Origin of the sequence: Desulfitobacterium chlororespirans DSM 11544, from assembly GCF_900143285.1 — a bacterium.
GTDB classification, from domain to species: Bacteria; Bacillota; Desulfitobacteriia; order Desulfitobacteriales; family Desulfitobacteriaceae; genus Desulfitobacterium; species Desulfitobacterium chlororespirans.
This window is the reverse complement of record NZ_FRDN01000006.1, coordinates 59,896-78,520: the sequence shown is the minus strand read 5'-3', so window position 1 is coordinate 78,520 and position 18,625 is coordinate 59,896. Positions and strand designations below refer to the sequence as shown.

General features: G+C 50.5%; 14 protein-coding genes. 13 read left to right on the top strand and 1 reads right to left on the bottom strand.

The genetic code is table 11. From position 1 onward, the window contains the following. The first annotated feature begins 221 nt into the window (after nucleotides 1-221). A complete protein-coding gene (locus tag BUA14_RS08580) occupies nucleotides 222-1,295 on the top strand; it encodes a polysaccharide deacetylase family protein (RefSeq protein WP_072772228.1) in 1,074 nt (357 codons plus the stop codon). Between the two features lie 218 nt (nucleotides 1,296-1,513). Here the strand turns inward: BUA14_RS08580 and BUA14_RS08575 are convergent, their stop codons facing one another. Beyond that, nucleotides 1,514-2,812 carry a glycosyl hydrolase family 18 protein gene (locus BUA14_RS08575; RefSeq protein WP_072772227.1) on the bottom strand — a complete coding sequence of 433 codons (1,299 nt, stop codon included), beginning with the start codon at nucleotides 2,810-2,812 and terminating at the stop codon, nucleotides 1,514-1,516. 174 nt (nucleotides 2,813-2,986) lie between these two features. Here BUA14_RS08575 and BUA14_RS08570 point away from each other — a divergent pair, with 174 nt between their 5' ends. The 12 genes from BUA14_RS08570 (at nucleotide 2,987) to BUA14_RS08515 (ending at nucleotide 18,498) form a co-directional block, all read left to right on the top strand. After that, nucleotides 2,987-4,732 (top strand): B12-binding domain-containing radical SAM protein, encoded by a 1,746-nt coding sequence (locus BUA14_RS08570; RefSeq protein ID WP_072772226.1) that lies wholly within the window; start codon nucleotides 2,987-2,989, stop codon nucleotides 4,730-4,732. Nucleotides 4,733-4,806: 74 nt separating this feature from the next. Further along, nucleotides 4,807-5,994, top strand: coding sequence for a type 2 periplasmic-binding domain-containing protein (locus BUA14_RS08565; RefSeq protein WP_072772225.1), 1,188 nt, complete (start codon nucleotides 4,807-4,809; stop codon nucleotides 5,992-5,994). A gap of 36 nt (nucleotides 5,995-6,030) precedes the next feature. Further along, nucleotides 6,031-6,924 (top strand): RNase adapter RapZ, encoded by an 894-nt coding sequence (gene rapZ / locus BUA14_RS08560; protein ID WP_072772224.1) that lies wholly within the window; start codon nucleotides 6,031-6,033, stop codon nucleotides 6,922-6,924. Further along, a complete protein-coding gene (locus tag BUA14_RS08555; RefSeq protein ID WP_072772223.1) occupies nucleotides 6,921-8,294 on the top strand; it encodes a gluconeogenesis factor YvcK family protein in 1,374 nt (457 codons plus the stop codon). Before rapZ ends, BUA14_RS08555 begins: the two co-directional genes overlap by 4 nt. A 47-nt stretch (nucleotides 8,295-8,341) precedes the next feature. Beyond that, the gene (gene whiA, locus BUA14_RS08550; protein ID WP_072772222.1) at nucleotides 8,342-9,295 is read left to right on the top strand and encodes a DNA-binding protein WhiA; all 954 of its coding nucleotides are present in this window, start codon (nucleotides 8,342-8,344) and stop codon (nucleotides 9,293-9,295) included. Nucleotides 9,296-9,297: 2 nt separating this feature from the next. Further along, a complete protein-coding gene (gene rpoN / locus BUA14_RS08545) occupies nucleotides 9,298-10,701 on the top strand; it encodes an RNA polymerase factor sigma-54 (protein ID WP_072772221.1) in 1,404 nt (467 codons plus the stop codon). 309 nt (nucleotides 10,702-11,010) lie between these two features. Next, nucleotides 11,011-12,195 (top strand): phosphoglycerate kinase, encoded by a 1,185-nt coding sequence (locus BUA14_RS08540; RefSeq protein ID WP_072772220.1) that lies wholly within the window; start codon nucleotides 11,011-11,013, stop codon nucleotides 12,193-12,195. 30 nt (nucleotides 12,196-12,225) lie between these two features. Beyond that, a complete protein-coding gene (tpiA, locus tag BUA14_RS08535) occupies nucleotides 12,226-12,993 on the top strand; it encodes a triose-phosphate isomerase (RefSeq protein ID WP_072772219.1) in 768 nt (255 codons plus the stop codon). Continuing rightward, nucleotides 12,990-14,522, top strand: coding sequence for a 2,3-bisphosphoglycerate-independent phosphoglycerate mutase (gene gpmI / locus BUA14_RS08530; protein ID WP_072772218.1), 1,533 nt, complete (start codon nucleotides 12,990-12,992; stop codon nucleotides 14,520-14,522). The genes tpiA and gpmI overlap by 4 nt, the downstream gene beginning before the upstream one ends. A 28-nt stretch (nucleotides 14,523-14,550) precedes the next feature. Beyond that, nucleotides 14,551-15,828, top strand: coding sequence for a phosphopyruvate hydratase (gene eno / locus BUA14_RS08525; RefSeq protein WP_072772217.1), 1,278 nt, complete (start codon nucleotides 14,551-14,553; stop codon nucleotides 15,826-15,828). A 202-nt stretch (nucleotides 15,829-16,030) separates the two neighbouring features. Then, the gene (gene secG, locus BUA14_RS08520) at nucleotides 16,031-16,255 is read left to right on the top strand and encodes a preprotein translocase subunit SecG (protein ID WP_005815654.1); all 225 of its coding nucleotides are present in this window, start codon (nucleotides 16,031-16,033) and stop codon (nucleotides 16,253-16,255) included. 227 nt (nucleotides 16,256-16,482) lie between these two features. After that, nucleotides 16,483-18,498, top strand: coding sequence for a sodium-translocating pyrophosphatase (locus BUA14_RS08515; protein WP_072772216.1), 2,016 nt, complete (start codon nucleotides 16,483-16,485; stop codon nucleotides 18,496-18,498). Nucleotides 18,499-18,625 lie beyond the last annotated feature (127 nt).

Genomic DNA, 18,625 nt, shown 5'->3' with positions numbered 1-18,625 from the left:
TTGATAATTGCTTGCAGGGCTGAACTTCCCTGAGCCGCCTATCATCATGGTTGAGAAGGAAAAGGTACACTTTGACATTGGAAAATATTAATTTTTTATTAACTCCCATTTTCGCGGAACAAAAGGATTGCGTTATACGTCTATTAATGTAAAGGATTCTTGTATATATAAGAAATCTTGACGTACAGGGGAGACAGGCAGTAGAAAAGAGGCGTATAATCGTGAAAAAAGACAGCAGCAAATGGAGAAGATTAGGACTAATAGTGCTCATTATCGGAACCCTTACTTTAATGGGGTGCAGTTCGCTCTCCTTAGAATCCTTTAAAACAGTCAAAGGCTCTAATATGGATCAAGAGGATAGGCAAGGCGCGGGTGGGCAAGGTGAATCTCCGCCGGAAGGCTCCCAGAAGGAGGATGTTCCCGCGGAAGAACCTGCTTATGAAGAAGATAATCCCATACAAGAGGGGAATGAAGGTTCCGACACCAATGCAGAAGGGACCGGCAATCCTGTTTTTACAGAAATCCCTCCTTCCCAAAACCCCCAGGAGAGTCCGGTGACTGCATCTCCGGAACCGGCCCCGCCAGGGACCCCGGTGCGTACTTTTTATGAATTATCCGGCACACCTCCTACGGCTCCGGGCTTAGCCATGAAGCACCGTGTGTTTAAAGAAGAGCCGCCGAAAATTGTCTACTTAACCATTGATGATGGACCATCGGAAAATACAGTCCATATCTTGGATATACTCAAGCAGGAAGAGGTTAACGCTACTTTCTTTGTGATTGGAACCCAGGTTGAGAGATACCCTGAGCTGCTCAAAAAGGCTTATGAGCAAGGCAACGCGATTGGCAATCATACCTATTCTCATAATTACAGTGAAATTTACCGCAGTCCGGAAGCCTTTGTAGCCAACCTGAAAAAGAATGAGGAGTTAATTTACAAACTTATTGGTGTGCGCCCCAAGGTGATCCGTACCCCGGGGGGAACCCATGGCAATTTTCATATCAGCTACTACAATGCGGTGGATGCGCAGGATTATCTGGTTTATGACTGGAATGTGAGCACAGGGGATGCTTCAGCTCCTTTGGTGCCGGCGGAGACCCTGATCAAGAATGTCAAGGAACAAGCCCCCGGCCGGGACCGGATCATTCTTTTAATGCATGATGCGCCAGGCAAATGGACGACAGTGGATGCCTTGCCGAAGATTATTCGTTTTCTTAAGGAGCAGGGTTATGAATTTGGGGTGCTGTCCCCTGAAGTTGCCCCCATTCTTTTCCCGGGGGGATTTTACAGTTAGGATTGAGGATAGGATCATCATGAAGAGAAAAGCGGCCTTATCTACCTTTCAGAGTAGGATAAGGCCGCTGCTTATTTGTTTTTTGCTCTGCTTTAATAGGAAAAATTCAATGAAAGGATAATGATGGTTCTCCAGGGTTTTAATTGCGGCGTTCACTCTATAAGCTGCGCGGGGCAATCTGCTCAGTCAACACCTTCTTTAAGCTCTACTCCAAAACTCTACTCCAGCCGGTCCCGAATCACGGTATAAATCTGCGGATCATCTCCGCCGGGATGCCAGATGGATATGCCCCGAAGGTTGTACTGATTGACGATGTCCACGAAAGTAGCAAAGTTTAGGGCATTGGTAAACCAGACCTGGTGAGCTATGCCGTCGGCATCAGTATAGTTGAAGTGGGGGCCTCTTTGGGGATCCTGAATAATTTGGGCTCCATGCTGCTGAGCCAGACGGATGGCGTCGTCATAGGTAATGCTTCTCCGGGTGGTTCCCCAATCATAGCCATAGGTGGGCAAACCGGCTTCCAGTTTGGAGGGGGGGATGACGGTTACTGCATAATCAAGAACCTGGCGAATCCAGCTGGCTGGGGCAATGGGGCCGGGATTATCCCAGCTGTAATCATAGAGCATGAGGCGAACAACATCCACCGCAGCGCCAATCCCCCCATAATCAAGGCCGCTGCCGATGGGCTCATCGGCACGGGTTTTCGCTTGAATAGCAACATAGAGTTTTTTGTTATAAGGCGCCAGTGCAGCTTTAAGCTCTCTCAGGAAAAGGACAAAGAGCTCCCGGTCGGCGGCGGCAATATTTTCATAATCAATCTCGATTCCGGTATAATTCATGGAACGAACCTTATTAACGATTTGGGCGACATTGCGTTGACGGAGGTCAGGGTTGTTCAATACGGTGGAGATCAATTGCCGATCGTAATTATTGGCGACGAGAGGGATCAGCTCGATGCCCCGGGAACGTGCGAATTCGATGAGGGAGGAGTCTTCGGCATTGGGATAAAGGAGCAAATCGCCTGTAGGGGTGAGTTCATACCAGAAGGGAGAAAGGGTTGTCATGAGTTCGGCATGCTGACGAACGACGGCCATGGCCTCCTGCTGTACCCAATAAGGAATCCAGGCCGAAAAAGTATGTCGTCTTCCCGGTCCTTTAGGTATCTTGACCTGCTGGCCGATGCGCAATTGGTAGGGATCGACGCCAGGGTTGGCGGCGATAATCTCATCGAGGGATACTCCGAAGGCCAGGGAAAGCTTGTAGAAGGTATCTCCGGCTTTGATGGTATAGAGGACGTAGCCTGGTTGCGGCCCGGGCTGAAAGAGGGCCTGATAAGTAAGGGGGCCGACAATACCGTCGGGGTTCAGTCCCCGGTCCTTCTGAAAGCGGATGACCGCCGCTTCCGTCTTAGCGCCAAAGATCCCATCAATGGGTCCGGGGATGTATCCCAGCTCACTTAAACGGACCTGGACTTCGGCGACATCGTTGCCGCGGGACCCTCTGCGTAACATTCTCATCTTATCACCTCTGAATACAGCGCTCTATGACAGTATATTCAGAGGCTTGAGGAAAGGGTGAATGTATAAAATTGTTAATTGCTTTTAAAAATTTTATATATGGGGAGAGTTGGCATAGGAATTGCAATAAAACCAGGATAAGGCTATACTAGAGAGGAAGGGAGTCGATCCTTTTTGCGAATTGTGTTGGTCGCTTTAAATGCCAAGTATGTGCATACCAATTTAGCCATACGCTACTTACGTGCCAGTGTCCAAGGTGAATTCCCCGATGTTGACCTGCGGGAATTTACTATTAATGAGTCCATGGAGCGGATTGAAGCAGAATTATATGAAGCCAAGGCAGATGTCATTGGCTTTTCATGTTATATATGGAACTTGAAGGAGACTCTGGCCGTCATTCGTCAGCTAAGGCCTGTCTCTCCCCATACCCGGATTGTGGTAGGGGGACCGGAGGTTTCCTTTGAAACGGAAGCCTTTTTAAGAGAGAATCCTGAAATTGATGGGGTGGTACTGGGGGAAGGTGAAATTACCTTCCTGGAACTCCTGCGGGCCTGGGAATCAGGCGCCAGCCTCTCCCAAGTACAGGGACTGGCTTGGCGGGCGTCCTCCCGGGAGATCGTCCTCAACCCGCCGCGCCGGCAGCTGGCCATGGCTGAACTGCCTAATCCGTATAACCATGAAGAAGAGCTTAAAGGGCGCTTGGCCTATGTGGAGACAACCCGGGGCTGCCCTTTTAACTGCCAATACTGTCTTTCCTCCACCTTTCAAGGGGTCAGGTATCTTCCTCCGGAACGTTTTCGCCAGATTCTGCGTCAAACGTTGCGCTATGGAGCGCGGACCATTAAATTAGTGGATCGCACTTTTAATGTGAATAAAGAGCATTCCTTGAGGATTTTGGATATTGCCCGGGAAGAAGCGGCCCATTACCCACCGGAGGCAGGTATTCGGGTCCATTGCGAGATGGCGGGGGAGCTGTTGGATGAGGAGTGGCTTCTTTATTTGCAGGATTATCCTCAGGACCTGGTGCAATTTGAGATGGGGGTGCAGTCCACACATCCGGAGACTCTGGCCGCGATTCACCGCCCTCAGCATTTTGAGCGCTGGGCAAGGTATGTCCGGGAGATTCAAAGGTTGAATAAAGCCCATCTGCATCTGGATCTCATCGCCGGTTTGCCTAAAGAGGGCTGGGAGAGTTTCCGCAGATCCTTTAATGAGGTCTATAACCTTCAACCGGATATGCTTCAGTTAGGCTTTTTGAAAGTGCTTAAGGGGTCAGGACTGCGTGAGCAAAGCGGGGAATATGGGCTCGTCTTTGCTCCGGATCCTCCTTACACTATTTTGCAGACCGATGATTTAAGCCATGACGAGCTGCTCCGGCTTCACCGGCTGGAGGAACTTCTGGATCGATATTATAACTCGGGCCGCTTCAGTCATACTTTGGCTTGGGCCGTCGGGAACTATCCCACTCCCTTTGACTTTTATCATGAGTTTGCTGAGTTTTGGCACGGGCAGGGATGGTTCAGGCAGAGTTGGTCGGCTAAAGCGCTTTTTGAAAAGCTCTGGGATTTTGCTACCGCGCAGAAAAAAACCTGGGGTTCTGATCTGACTGCGCTGCTGAGAGAACAGTTGAGATTGGATTATTATCTGTGGGAACGGCCCAATGGTGTTCCGGACTATCTGCTTCCAACCGAGGGGGATCTGCCGTCAAACTATGGGGAGATAAAATTTTCCCTTCAGCAGAATCAGGGCTGGGAGCAAATCATACCGGAGTTTCGCGGGATGGACCGCCGGCAATGGAGCCGGGCTACGGCGGTGGAGTATTTTGGGGAGCCTCAGCCCCGCTGGCGGCTGTTTTTTTATAAAAATGGCCAGACTCAAACCTATCCCGTCCCGGGCGATTTTTTCAAAGAAGTAGATTAGACTTCAGCATAGTGTTGGATTCTAAATGAAAGAGTTATGAGACAAAGTATTTAGAGAAGTATAAGGAGAATGTCATGGTTAAGGGTTTAGTTAAACAACTCCGTCATAGAATGCTAATAAGCGGATTGCTGATAGTTATCCTTCTGCTGGCGGGCTGCGGGGAGGATCCCCGGCAAGGGTTGCCTGGGGGGGCTGCTCCGGCGGTGATCGAGATTTGGCATTCCCTTGCCGGGGCGGAAGGGGAGGCCTTGGCTAAAGAGGTCCAAAGAATTATGGACGGTCACCCCGAAGTGCTCATTCATCTGGAATATATAGCAGAAGGGGAAATAGCCCAGCTTGCTTATCTTGCTCAAGCCGGCGGGGAGGGGCCGGAGTTGTTCTTAACCACCGCTCAGGCCTTAACTGAGCTCTTCCAACAGGGAGCCCTGTCCCCTGTCCTGGGCAACGGGGATTCCTTTATTGGTTTAACGTCGCAATTTAAATATGGGGAAAAGCTTTACGCCCATCCCTTAGCCACGGATGTTCCTCTTTTTTTCTATCGGACGGATTTAGCCCAGTTGCCTGCTACTCTGGCGGATTTCCATACAACCAAGGGAGTGCTGGCCTTAACGGCTCTTGACACCAGGAATTTGACTCCCTGGTGGTCGGCTCAAGGCGGGAAATTAACCGGCAATGGGCAACCTGTTCTCCAGGATCCGGCCAATCTGATTTTTCTCCAACAGCTTTTGGCTTGGCGGGAAGGAAATCTTTTGCTGGTCGACCCTAATGCCTGGAATCTGTTCCTTAATGCTCAGGCTGCTTATACCATCGCTAATGCCAGTCAGGCTCAAGGATTAACCGCAGACATACCCTGGGGAAGTGTGCCTTTAACTCAATTGACTGCCGGACAGGGGGAGCTTTTGACGACGAGAACCCTCGGGATCGCCAATTCATCCATCAAAACTTCCGAGAGTTTAAGCCCTCTGATCCGCTTAGTGGAAGATGAATTGCTCTCCGCCGATTCACAATGGGCGATTGCCAAGGCGGGCAAGCGTTTTCCTGCCAGCAGTTCATTCTATAGCCGCGAAGAAGCTCAGGCGGGAATTCTCCGCCAAGTGGGGTTAGGCCTGGCTCAAGTCTGGTCCTTACCGGGAAATGCCTTGGAAGGGAAGCTGATCCCTATCCAGGACAGGGCCTGGCAGAAGGCCTGGAGCGGGGTTGTGCCGGAGGAAGCGTTGGCCGAGGCTCAGACGGAGGCCGTAAAAGCCCTTGAAGCAAAATAGCTTCAGGGTATGCAGTGTAGAGAAGGGGGAGTGGTTATGCTGTCAAAGCAGGTACGATTGCTGGTGATTACGGGACTTTCGGGAGCAGGTAAGACCCAGGCGCTGCAAAGTCTTGAGGATCAGGGATATTTTTGTGTGGATAATCTGCCCCCATCCTTAATTTTGAAATTTGCTGAGCTCTGTACTCAGTCCCAAGGCAAGGTGACTCGTGCGGCGATCGTCTGCGATTTGCGGGGCGGGGAATTTTTCTCCTCACTGGCGGAAGCTTTGGGGGATTTGCATAGGGAGGGATTTCATTATGAAATACTCTTCCTGGAAGCCTCGGATGAAGTGCTGGTGGGGCGCTATAAGGAATCCCGGCGCCGGCATCCTCTGTCTCCCAGCGGCGGAATTTTGGAAGGGATTCAAATGGAGCGGCAAATGCTGACTGAGCTCCGCGGGGTAGCTCACAAGATTATGGATACCTCTAATCTGTCTTCCCAGCAGCTGCGCCATCAGGTGGCTGAGAGTTTCGGGAGTGAACAGGCTTCAGGAGATTTAGCAGTCTCCGTAGTCTCGTTTGGTTTTAAATATGCCATTCCTTTGGATGTGGATTTATTGATCGATGTGCGCTTTCTTCCCAATCCCTTCTATGTTGCTGAGCTGCGGCCTCTTACCGGAGAGCACCCCCAGGTGCAGGATTATATCTTCAGCAACCCGGTAGCCCAGGAGTTTGTGGATAAGTATCTGGGCCTCCTGGAGTTTATCCTTCCTTATTATGTGAAGGAGGGCAAGCGGCATCTGGTCATTGGGGTAGGCTGTACAGGGGGACAGCACCGTTCGGTGGCTATTGCGGAACGGATTGGGCTTTTTCTTCAGGAACGCAATTATACGATGAGTGTTAAACACCGGGATGCTGCCCGCAATCGGAAGGGTGATAAATCAAAATGAAAGTTAAATTGCTTAAATCACTCCCCAGATCCCTGAAATGGCTTTATCCTAACTTAGGTGTTAAACGCTGGTTCTTACTAGCGGTGCTCGGCGTGTTCATCTTTGCCGCAGGCTTTTCCGTGATGAATGATGGCATCGCCCTGGGCTACCTGGAATTGCAATTCCGGGAAGGAATTTACCGCCTGACGGGCAGTGCGCCCCGTACGGCTGTTCCTATGGGCCTGTTCATCAGCGCTTTGGGAGCGGGGGCGATGGTGATTGGTTTTAAAAGGATGCTTCATTCCATTATTTCGGTGCTCTTGCCTGATGAAGAAGCCCGGATTGTGGATGTTATGTATTCACGGCAGCATTTGCGGCGGGGGCCGAAAATCGTGGTCATTGGCGGCGGGACGGGCTTATCAACCTTGCTGCGGGGATTGAAGAATTATACCCGAAATCTCACAGCCATTGTCACCGTAGCCGATGATGGCGGGAGCTCAGGCAAGCTGCGCAGTGAAATGGGCATTCTCCCGCCGGGGGATATCCGCAATTGCCTGGTGGCCTTATCGGATACGGAGAATATTATGGAGAAGTTATTCTCCTACCGCTTTGATACGGGAACCTTGAAAGGGCATAGTCTGGGAAATCTGGTTTTAGCGGGGATGGCGGATACCTTTGGGGACTTCAAAAAGGGCATCGAGCATGTGGGTGAGGTGTTTGCCCTGCGGGGCAGTGTCTATCCCTCGACCATGGAGCAGGTGGTTTTAACGGCGGAGTTAGCGGATGGGACTATCGTCAAGGGGGAGACTCAGGTCAGAGATACTCAAGGACGGATTAAACGGGTCTATCTGGAGCCGGAGGATTGCCAGCCGGTTCCGGAAGCGTTAAAGGCTCTGGAAGAAGCGGATCTGATTGTTTTAGGGCCGGGCAGCCTTTATACCAGCGTCCTCCCCAATCTGCTGGTGAAAGGACTTAAGGAAAAGATTCAGGAAGTGGATGTTCCCTGTATTTATGTCTGCAATATCATGACTGAACCGGGGGAGACGGACCAATTCCAGGTTTCGGACCATCTCCAGTCCCTTATGGATCACTGCGGCGCCGGGTTTGTGGATGTGGTGGTGGCCAATAAACAAGGGATACCCCAGGAGCTGCTGAAGCGCTATGAGGAGGAAGGCTCCTATCCGGTACAAGGGAATAGGGATAGTGTGGAGTGGCTGGGGGCTAAGTATGTGGAAGCGGACCTTTTGCAGGAAGGGGATACCCTGCGCCACCACTCGGACCGTCTGGCGCGGCTCCTGATTCGCTTGCTTTTTAGTTTAAAACCCATGGGAGAGCGGATTGCTCTAGTGGATTCTTATTTGCTGAACCAGAAGCTCAGAGAAGAGTCCTAGTGCTTGAGCCAATGGGGCTATGAAGTACTGGTAAAGGAAGTGGAAGAATGTCCTTTAGTGCTGAAACCAAAGATGAGCTGGCTCGGATCGAGGAAGGGAAGCGATGCTGCAATCTGGCCGAATTGGCTGCCTTAGTGCGGATGGATGGGACATTGCAGATTGCCAATAATTCTTATGCCTTGAATGTGATCACTGAAAGTGCCCCGGTGGCGCGCAAAGTGTATCGCTTGGCTAAACACCTGCTGGGATTGCCGGTGGATATTATGGTGCGGAGAAAACTGCGCTTAAAAAAGAATAACTCCTACATGGTAAAAATCTATCCCCGGACGTTACAGGATCTTCAGCAGTTGGGGCTTCTGGATGAAGAGGGCGAAATATTACCGGGTATTCCTAACGTTTTGGTGAAAAAGAAATGCGATAGAATAGCCTACCTGCGCGGGGCCTTTTTGGCCGGAGGCTCCATCAATAATCCCGAGGGAACGTACCATCTGGAGATCATCACTAATGATCCTCTCCATGCTGAGGCCTTAAGCAAGCTGCTTAATAAATTCCATTTAGGGGCCAAGGTCAGCATGCGTAAAAACTGGCATGTGGTTTATATTAAAGAGAGTGAGCATATTGTTGAGTTTCTGGCCTTTATCGGTGCCCACCGGGCTCTGTTGGAATTCGAGAATGTCCGTGTTCTCAAGGATATGCGCAATCAGGTCAACCGCCTGGTCAACTGTGAAACGGCTAACCTTAATAAAACGGTGGACGCAGCAGTGCGGCAAGTGGAGAATATCCAAAGGGTAGCCCACACCATCGGTTTGCAGGCCTTGCCGGAGCCGTTGCGGGAAATTGCCGAGCTGCGGCTGGAATACCCTGATGCCAGTTTGAAAGAGTTAGGGGAGATGTTGGTCCCCAAGGTAGGAAAATCGGGAGTCAATCACCGGATGCGCAAGATCGACGAGCTTGCCGAAAAGCTGGAGGAACAGAGTAAACGAGTCAAGAAAGGAGGATAAATGTGCGCATAGGATATGGCTTGAACCTGGAGCAGACACAGAAGTTGATCATGACGCCGGAGTTGCGTCAAGCGATTGCCGTTTTACAGTTATCCGCTTTAGAACTCTCCGGTTATGTGGAGCAGCAGATGCTGGAAAACCCTCTTCTCGATGTGATTGACGATTCCGCCGACAAAAGCGCGGAGAATACCCAGGAAGATTCCCCGGCTCAAGAGAAGAACGAGGGGGCGGACGAAGGGACCTGGGATATGAACTGGGAAGAGTATTTTCAACATCAGGAAGAACGCGTCAGCAAGGAGTATGATCCGGATGCCGGGCAAAGCACCCGCTTTGAGCCTTTTTTAGCGTCAGGTCCTTCCCTTCAGGAGCATTTGCTGGAACAGATTCATATTCAAAGGGTTCCCATGTCCCAGAAGCTGCTTGAATATATTGTTGGCAATTTGGATGATAACGGCTATTTAACCCTTTCTTTAGAGGAAATAGCGAAGCAGCTCCAGCTTCCCCTTGAAGAAGTGGAAAAAGGCCTGGCAGTGATCCAAGGCCTGGACCCTTTGGGAGTGGGGGCAAGAAGTTTGGAAGAATGTCTGTTCCTGCAGCTTCCCCTGCTGGCGGACTACCCTCCGGAGCTGCCTGAATTTCTTAAGTATCTGGAGGATTTGGCCGCCGGTCGTTTACAGAGGATCGCCGGCCAGCTCAAAATTACCCCCAGTCAGGTTCAGGATATGGCCGATTTAATCCGCACCCTGGATCCTAAACCCGGACGGAGCTTTGCCGGTACCGGCGAGGTGCGCTATATCGTTCCCGACGTTGTGGTTGAAGAGGTTGAGGGCGAATATATTATCCTGGTCAATGATGTGACCGTACCTCGTTTGGGAATTAATCAGGTCTACCGCAAGGCCCTAAGTCAGAATAATGAATCAGAGATTCGCAAATTTGTCGAGCAAAAACTCAATGCGGCGGCCTGGCTGATTCGCAGTATCGAGCAAAGGCGGCTTACCCTTTATAAGGTTGCGGATGCTATTGTGAGACGCCAGGAAGAGTTTTTGAGACGGGGCATCCGCTATTTAAAACCCCTCAATCTCAAAGACATTGCGGAAGAAATCGGGGTTCACGAGTCTACGGTCAGTCGGGCTACGGCTAATAAATATATCCAAACCCCCCGGGGGATTTTTGAGTTTAAGTTCTTTTTTGCTACGGGGCTGGGCAGTGAACAGGGCATGACCACGGAAGGAATTAAACAAGCCCTGAAAGAGATCATCGCCGCCGAGGATCCCAAGAGTCCCTATTCCGATCAAAAGCTTTCCGAGATTCTTAAAGAAAAGAATATGGAGATTTCACGACGAACCGTGGCAAAATACCGCGATGAACTGGGGCTTCCGTCCACGGCGCTGCGGAAACGCTATTAAAAGCTACTAAACGCTATTAGCCGATGATGAGCAGCCGCAGATTGGCAGGGATGAGGAAGGAATTTTAGAAAAGGGTGCTGAATAATAACAGTAACCTTTTGTTAATATTGCCCAGGATGTGATGGGTTTGGTCACAAGAGTAGAATTTTCCTTGGAGCGGTATACTAAGATGATAGAAAGTGCTAAACTTAGACAGGTTGAATTGATATGAAATTGCTGTTGGCATATACATAGACATAAATAGCAAGTCTAAAGAAGAGATATACTTTAAAAATGATTAAGCAAACGAGGAAAGGAGAAACATACCTAATGAATAAGAAAGGGCTTAAGGACATTACGGTACGTGGAAAACGTGTTTTTGTGCGGGTTGATTTTAATGTGCCTATGGATGACCATGGCAATATTACCAACGACACGAGGATTCGGGCGGCTCTGCCTACCATTCACTATCTGATTGACGAAGGGGCTAAAATTATCCTCGCTTCCCATTTAGGACGCCCCAAGGGAAAAGCGGATCCGAACTATTCCCTGGCTCCGGTGGCCAAACGTCTTGGTGAATTGCTCAAGCGGCCGGTAGCCATGGCCCCGGATTGCATCGGTCCGGAAGTAGAAAAAGCAACAGCCCAATTGCGGGAAGGTGAAGTCCTTCTTTTAGAAAATGTCCGTTATCATGCCGAGGAAGAAAAGAATGAACCGGAGTTTGTCAAGCAATTAGCCCGCTTAGCCGAAGTGTATGTTAACGATGCTTTCGGTACAGCCCACCGGGCCCATGCTTCCACAGAAGGAATCGCTCATCATCTTCCCGGGGTGGCCGGCTTCCTTCTCCAAAAGGAAATTGAAAGTATGGGCAAGGCTCTGGGGAATCCGGAGCGGCCTTTTGTGGCCATCATTGGCGGAGCCAAGGTCAGCGACAAAATCGGGGTCATTGAGAACCTGCTCCATAAAGTGGACGCCTTGATCATTGGCGGCGGCATGGCCAATACCTTCCTGAAAGCTCAGGGCTATTCTCTGGGTAAGTCCCTGGTGGAAGGCGATAAATTATCCCTGGCTCAGGAGATTCTTGATCAAGGGCGGGAACTCCAGGTGGACATTCTTTTGCCTCAGGATGTGGTTGCGGCCAAAGAATTTAAAGCCGATGCGCCCTATCGGGTCACTGCTGTCCGGGAGATCGCCGAGGACGAAATGGCTCTGGATATCGGACCGGAAAGTGCCGGACTGTTCAGTGAAAGAATACAAAAGGCCCGGACTATCGTCTGGAACGGCCCCATGGGTGTTTTTGAAATGGAGCACTTTGCCAAGGGGACGGAGAAAGTTGCTCAGGCTGTGGCCTTATGTCCGGGTCTGACCATTGTCGGCGGTGGAGATTCCGTGGCCGCCGTAGAAAAAATGGGTGTAGGACAGCAAATGAGCCATATCTCCACAGGAGGGGGAGCTTCCCTGAAGCTCCTGGAAGGCAAGACCCTGCCCGGTATAGCGGCACTACAAAACATCTAAACTTATCCCATCTTGAAAGGAGCTCATTTCATGGCCAAACGACATCCTATTATCGCTGGAAATTGGAAGATGAATAAAAGTCTCCGGGAGACTCAGGAATATGCGGTAAAGCTCTTAGGAGTGCTTGGCGAAGTCACTGCAATCGATGTTGTCGTGTGTGCGCCCTTTACAGCCTTAAATGTTCTCAAGAATGAGCTGGAGGAGAGCGTCATTCATATTGGAGCTCAGGATATGTTTTATGCCCCTGATGGGGCTTATACAGGGGAGATCTCTGCGGCAATGCTGGTGGATGTTGCCTGCACCTATGTCATCCTCGGGCATTCGGAGCGCCGGGAAATTCTCCGTGAAACGGATGAAGAGATTGCCAAAAAAGTGAAGGCGGCCCTTAAGGCAGGGCTCACTCCCATTCTCTGTGTGGGTGAAAACTTAGCCAACCGGGAAGAAGGCAAGGCCTTTGCCATCGTGCGCGGCCAGGTGGAAAAGGATCTGACGGATCTTTCCGCGGATGATTTGAAACGGGTGGTCATTGCCTACGAACCCATTTGGGCCATCGGCACGGGTAAAACAGCCTCCAGTGAAGATGCCCAGGAGATGTGCGCCATGATTCGCTCTACGTTAGCCGGAATTGCCGGTGTGGTTGCCGATGAGGTCAATATCCTCTATGGGGGCAGTGTTAAGGCGGACAATATTGGGGAGCTCATGGCTCAGCCGGATGTGGACGGCGCTCTGGTGGGCGGGGCCAGCCTGGAAGCCGAAGGATTTGCCCAATTGGTTCAGAATGCGGTGGCTGCTCTATGAAGCCTCTGCTCTTGATGATTCTGGACGGATGGGGTTATAATCCCCAGACCGCAGGCAATGCTGTGGCTAAGGCCCAAAAACCCCATTTCGACAGACTGCTTGAGGAGTATCCCCATACCCTGATCGTTGCTTCAGGGGAGGAAGTGGGATTACCGCCAGGCCAAATGGGCAACTCGGAAGTGGGGCATTTGAATATTGGGGCAGGCCGGGTGGTCTATCAGGAATTCACCCGGATTTCCCAAGCTATACGGACCGGTGAGTTTGCCCGGAATACCGTTTTGCAGGAAGCCATGGAACGGGTCAAGGATGGACCCAACGCCCTGCATCTGATGGGGTTGCTCTCGGATGGAGGGGTTCACTCCCATAGTGAACATCTTTTCGCCCTCCTGGCTATGGCCAAAACCATGGGGGTTAAAAAAGTGTTCATCCATGCCTTGTTGGACGGCCGGGATGTGCTGCCCCAAAGTGCCAAAGAGTTCATGACCCAACTTAATATCAAATGCCAGGAATTAGGTCTTGGCCAGGTTGCCACCGTCAGCGGCCGTTATTATATGATGGATCGGGATAAACGCTGGGAACGGGTGGAAAAGGGTTACCGGGCTTTAGTGAATGGGGAAGGTCTGAAAGCGCCTAACCCTTTGGCAGCTATTGAACAATCCTATGATGTCAGGGTCACGGATGAGTTTGTGGCACCTACAGTCATTGTCGACTCGGCAGGGGAGGCTGTGGGACCGCTTCGGGACGGTGACAGTTTTATCTTCTTCAATTTCCGCTCCGATCGGGCCCGGGAGATCTCTTATGCTCTCTTAGATGAAGAGTTTACCGGCTTTGACCGGGGAAAACCTTTGCATCTCCATTATGTGTGTATGACTGAATATGACGATAAGCTGAAAGGGACGGCCGTGGCTTTTCCTGCTCAGAACTTAGATAATACCTTGGGAGAGGTTCTGGCCAAATATCAGAAAAAGCAGCTGCGCATCGCTGAGACAGAAAAATACGCCCATGTCACCTTCTTTTTTAATGGTGGGGTAGAGGAACCTTGTCCAGGGGAAACCCGCTGTCTTATTCCTTCTCCCCAAGTCGCTACCTATAATCTGCTGCCGGAAATGAGTGCTTATGGAATTACCGAGGAGCTCTTAAAGCGTCTGGAAAGAGAAGAGGATGAGGTGATCATTCTGAACTTTGCCAACGCGGATATGGTGGGTCATACAGGAGAGTTTGAAGCTACGGTCAAAGCCATCGCAGCGGTGGATCAGTGTATCGGGCAAATCGTTCCCCGGGTATTAGAGCGCCAGGGAACCGTCATTATAACTGCCGATCATGGCAATGCTGAAGCGAAAGTGGACCTGCAAACCGGCCAGCCCTTAACGGCCCATACGACCAATCCGGTGCCCTTGATCCTGGTTAATGATCAGCTTAAGGGTAAAACCTTGCGGGAAGGCGGAGCCTTGCGGGATGTGGCGCCGACGATGCTCCGGCTGCTGGAGATTCCGCAGCCCCAGGAGATGACTGGAAAATCCTTGATTTGATGAATACTATATTTAGGAGGTAAACCCTATGAGTTATATCGAAGAGATTTATGGACGGGAGATCCTGGATTCCCGGGGCAATCCTACCGTTGAGGTCGAAGTCCTTTTAGAGGACGGTTCCATGGGCCGGGCGGCTGTTCCTTCCGGTGCTTCCACAGGTGCTTTTGAAGCCGTTGAACTGAGAGATGGGGATAAAGGCCGTTTTCTGGGTAAAGGCGTTCTTAAAGCCGTAGAGAATGTCAATGAAGTGATTGCTCCGGAATTAGAAGGGTTAAACCCCTTTGATCAGCCGGCTATCGATCGGGAGCTTATTGCTCTGGATGGCACTGAGAACAAGGGCAAGCTGGGAGCCAATGCCATTCTGGGGGTTTCCCTGGCTAATGCTAAAGCGGCTGCGGAATGCGTTGGACTTCCTCTTTATCAATACTTAGGCGGGGTTAATGCCAAGGAACTCCCCGTTCCCATGATGAACATTCTCAACGGTGGTCAGCATGCCGATAATAATGTGGATATTCAAGAGTTTATGATCATGCCTGTCGGTGCCAAGAGTTTTGCCGAAGCGCTGCAAATGGGAACCGAAGTGTATCATAGTCTGAAAGCTGTTCTTAAGGAAAAGTCACTGGCTACTGCCATTGGGGATGAGGGCGGGTTTGCTCCCAGCCTGGAATCCAATGCCGATGCCCTCCTGGCTATTATGGACGCCATCCAGCGTGCCGGCTACACGCCTGGGAAAGATATCGCTCTGGCCTTGGATGTAGCGGCTACGGAACTTTATCGTGATGGCAAGTATCATCTTGAAGGAGAAGGCCTGACCAAGACAGCGGATGAGATGATTGCCTACTACGAAGAGCTGGTTGAAAAATACCCCATCGTTTCCATCGAGGATGGTTTGTCCGAAGAAGACTGGGAAGGATGGAAAAAGCTTACGGAGAAACTGGGAAGCAAGATTCAGCTGGTCGGGGATGATCTATTTGTCACCAATCCCGCCCGCTTGGCCAGGGGCATCAAAGAAAAATGCGCCAATTCGATTTTAATTAAACTCAATCAGATCGGGACCCTTACCGAAACTCTGGATGCCATTGAAATGGCTAAACGTGCCGGTTACACAACGGTCATCTCCCATCGTTCCGGGGAGACCGAGGATGTGACCATGGCTCATGTGGCTGTCGCTGTGAATGCGGGACAGATTAAAACAGGAGCTCCCGCCCGGACAGAACGTGTGGCAAAATATAACGAGCTTCTTCGCATCGAGGAAGAGCTGGGGGAAACCGGAGTCTATCGCGGTCATGAGGCTCTGGGCCGTTAAAGGCCATATATTGACAGCTAGGGTATAGACTATTGCCATTTGTCAAATTTTTATGCTAAAATAGCGGTACTGACTAAAACCATAGGGAATGACCGCCACACCCCATTCTGTTGCCAAAAACAGGAGAGAAGTGGCGGTTTACCTGGTCTAGGCAGGCGATTGCTTCCGATTGGTTTTCAATAGATTTAGGAGGTGAATAGGTATGGTGATTTTTCTAACCGTAATATTAGTTCTTAGTTCCTTAGGTCTGATCGCAACGGTTTTACTTCAATCCGGTGTGAGTGCAGGTTTGGGAGCTATTGGTGGTGCCAGCGAATCCTTCTTTGGGAAAAAGAAGGGCTTGGACGCTGTCTTTCAAAAAGTTAGCATAGCTTCAGCTGCAATATTTTTGCTGAGTTCTCTGGGGGTAGCCTGGCTCATGAAATAAGGCCAGGTCCCCTTTTTCCCTTTATTCAGCTTCCGTAGAAATAGAAGATCATCGCAGAAAGATAATCCTTTTAAAAACACATCCATTACCTTACCAAAATCAATAATGAACAATCCCAGGTTGTAATTTTAATGGCGCCAAACGGAAACTGAATTAGTATTTAGGGGAACACCTGGCTCATTACATAATTATAAAAATTATTATTATTTTAGGGGGGTTTATTGACAATGGATTTTGCTTCAACGCCTATATGGGCTGTCCTAGCAGGTCTCGTCGGGCTGGCATTTGCCTTCTATTTCGCAAGTAGCGTTTTAAAGGAAAGCCCGGGAAATGCAAGGATGCAGGAGATTTCTCTCGCGATTCAGGAGGGTGCCATGGCATTCCTCAATCGTCAGTACAAAACACTGATTCCCTTTGTAATCATAATCTTTCTTATTCTAACTTTTTTGAAAAGCTGGCAAACGGCTGTATCTTTCCTGGTGGGAGCACTGCTTTCCGCTGTGGCCGGTTATGTGGGCATGGGAATTACCACCCGGGCTAATGCCCGGACCACGGAAGCTGCCCGGACCAGCCTGAACAAGGCTTTGGGCGTATCCTTCCGCGCCGGGGCGGTTATGGGTCTTTCGGTTAACGGCTTAGGTCTCATTGGGGTTGCCGCTCTTTTCCTTTGGTTCCAGGATGCGGAGACCATTAACTCCTTCGCCTTTGGTGCCAGTGCCATTGCCTTGTTTGCTCGTGTCGGCGGTGGTATCTATACGAAAGCAGCCGACGTGGGTGCGGACCTGGTAGGTAAAGTCGAAGCCGGTATTCCTGAAGATGATCCCCGTAACCCTGCTGTTATCGCCGATAATGTAGGGGATAATGTGGGTGATACTGCCGGAATGGGCGCCGACCTGTTTGAATCTTATGCTGCCACCACTATTGCGGCGATGCTGATTGGCGCCGTAGCTTTCAAATCCGTAGGGGGCGGAGTCTCCGGGCTCATGCTGCCGCTGATGATCGGTATCGCGGGAATACTTTCCTCGATTATCGCCAGCTTTTTCGTGCGCACCGGGGAAAATGCCAATCCTCAAACAGCTTTAAACAAAGGCTTATGGGGAACTAACCTTCTAACGGCTATTGCTTCCTTCGCCATCGTCCAACTGATGATCACTGAACCTATCCAGGTAAGTGAAAGTTTAACGCTGACTGCTAACAACATATTCATTGCCATTATTTGTGGATTGGTTGTGAATATCCTGATCGGCTTATTGACAGAGTACTATACTTCGAATCAGAAGGCCCCGGCTCAAGCAATAGCTAAAGCTTCTGAGACCGGTGCCGCCACCAATATTATTCAAGGTCTGGCTACCGGTATGAAGAGTACGGCACTCCCTGTTATTGTCATCTGTGTTGCGACCTATGTTTCTTTTGCGGTAGCCGGTATCTTTGGTATTGCTATGGCTGCTATGGCGATGCTTTCCACGGCAGGTATGGTGGTGGCCATTGACTCCTTTGGACCAGTTGCCGATAATGCCGGTGGTATTGCCGAAATGGCTGAATTAGAGCCCGAGGTCCGTAAGACCACGGATAAACTGGACTCTGTAGGGAACACCACTGCGGCGGTGGCGAAAGGATTCGCTATCGGTTCCGCGGCCTTGACCGCCTTAGCTCTCTTTAATGCTTACTCTGAACTTGCTCATCTGGATCGAATCGACATCCTGGTACCCACCACGATTATCGGTCTCTTCATTGGTGCAGCCCTGCCCTTCCTCTTCTCTGCTTTTGCTATGGAAGCTGTAGGTAAAGCTGCTTTCGAAATGATCGGTGAGGTTCGCCGCCAATTCCGTGAGATTCCTGGTCTTATGGAAGGAAAGGCTAAACCGGATTATCGCGCTTGCGTGGATATCTCCACTAAAGCTGCTATTCGTCAAATGATTGTTCCTGGACTCTTAGCCATAGGCTCTCCGATCCTGGTAGGATTTTTACTCGGTAAGGATGCTTTAGGTGGAATGCTGGCCGGCGGAACAGTTTCCGGATTGCTGATGGCCATCTTCATGGCTAACGCCGGTGGAGCCTGGGACAATGCCAAGAAGTATGTTGAAGCTGGAAATCTCGGCGGTAAAGGAACCCCCACCCATGCTGCAGCTGTCATCGGGGACACTGTAGGGGACCCCTTCAAGGATACGGCCGGTCCATCCTTAAACGCTTTGATTAAGGTTATGGGTACGATTTCTCTGATTATCGCTCCGTTCTTAATTTAAAACGACTTAGGCAGGGAAGCAGGGGAGTGAGTTCCTCTGCTTCTTTTTTGCATTGAGCCGGTATCGGGCTGGGCAGGAAGGCTGTGCGGGAAGGGAGACTGCGCCGGACGGCGGCCTCTGCTGGAAA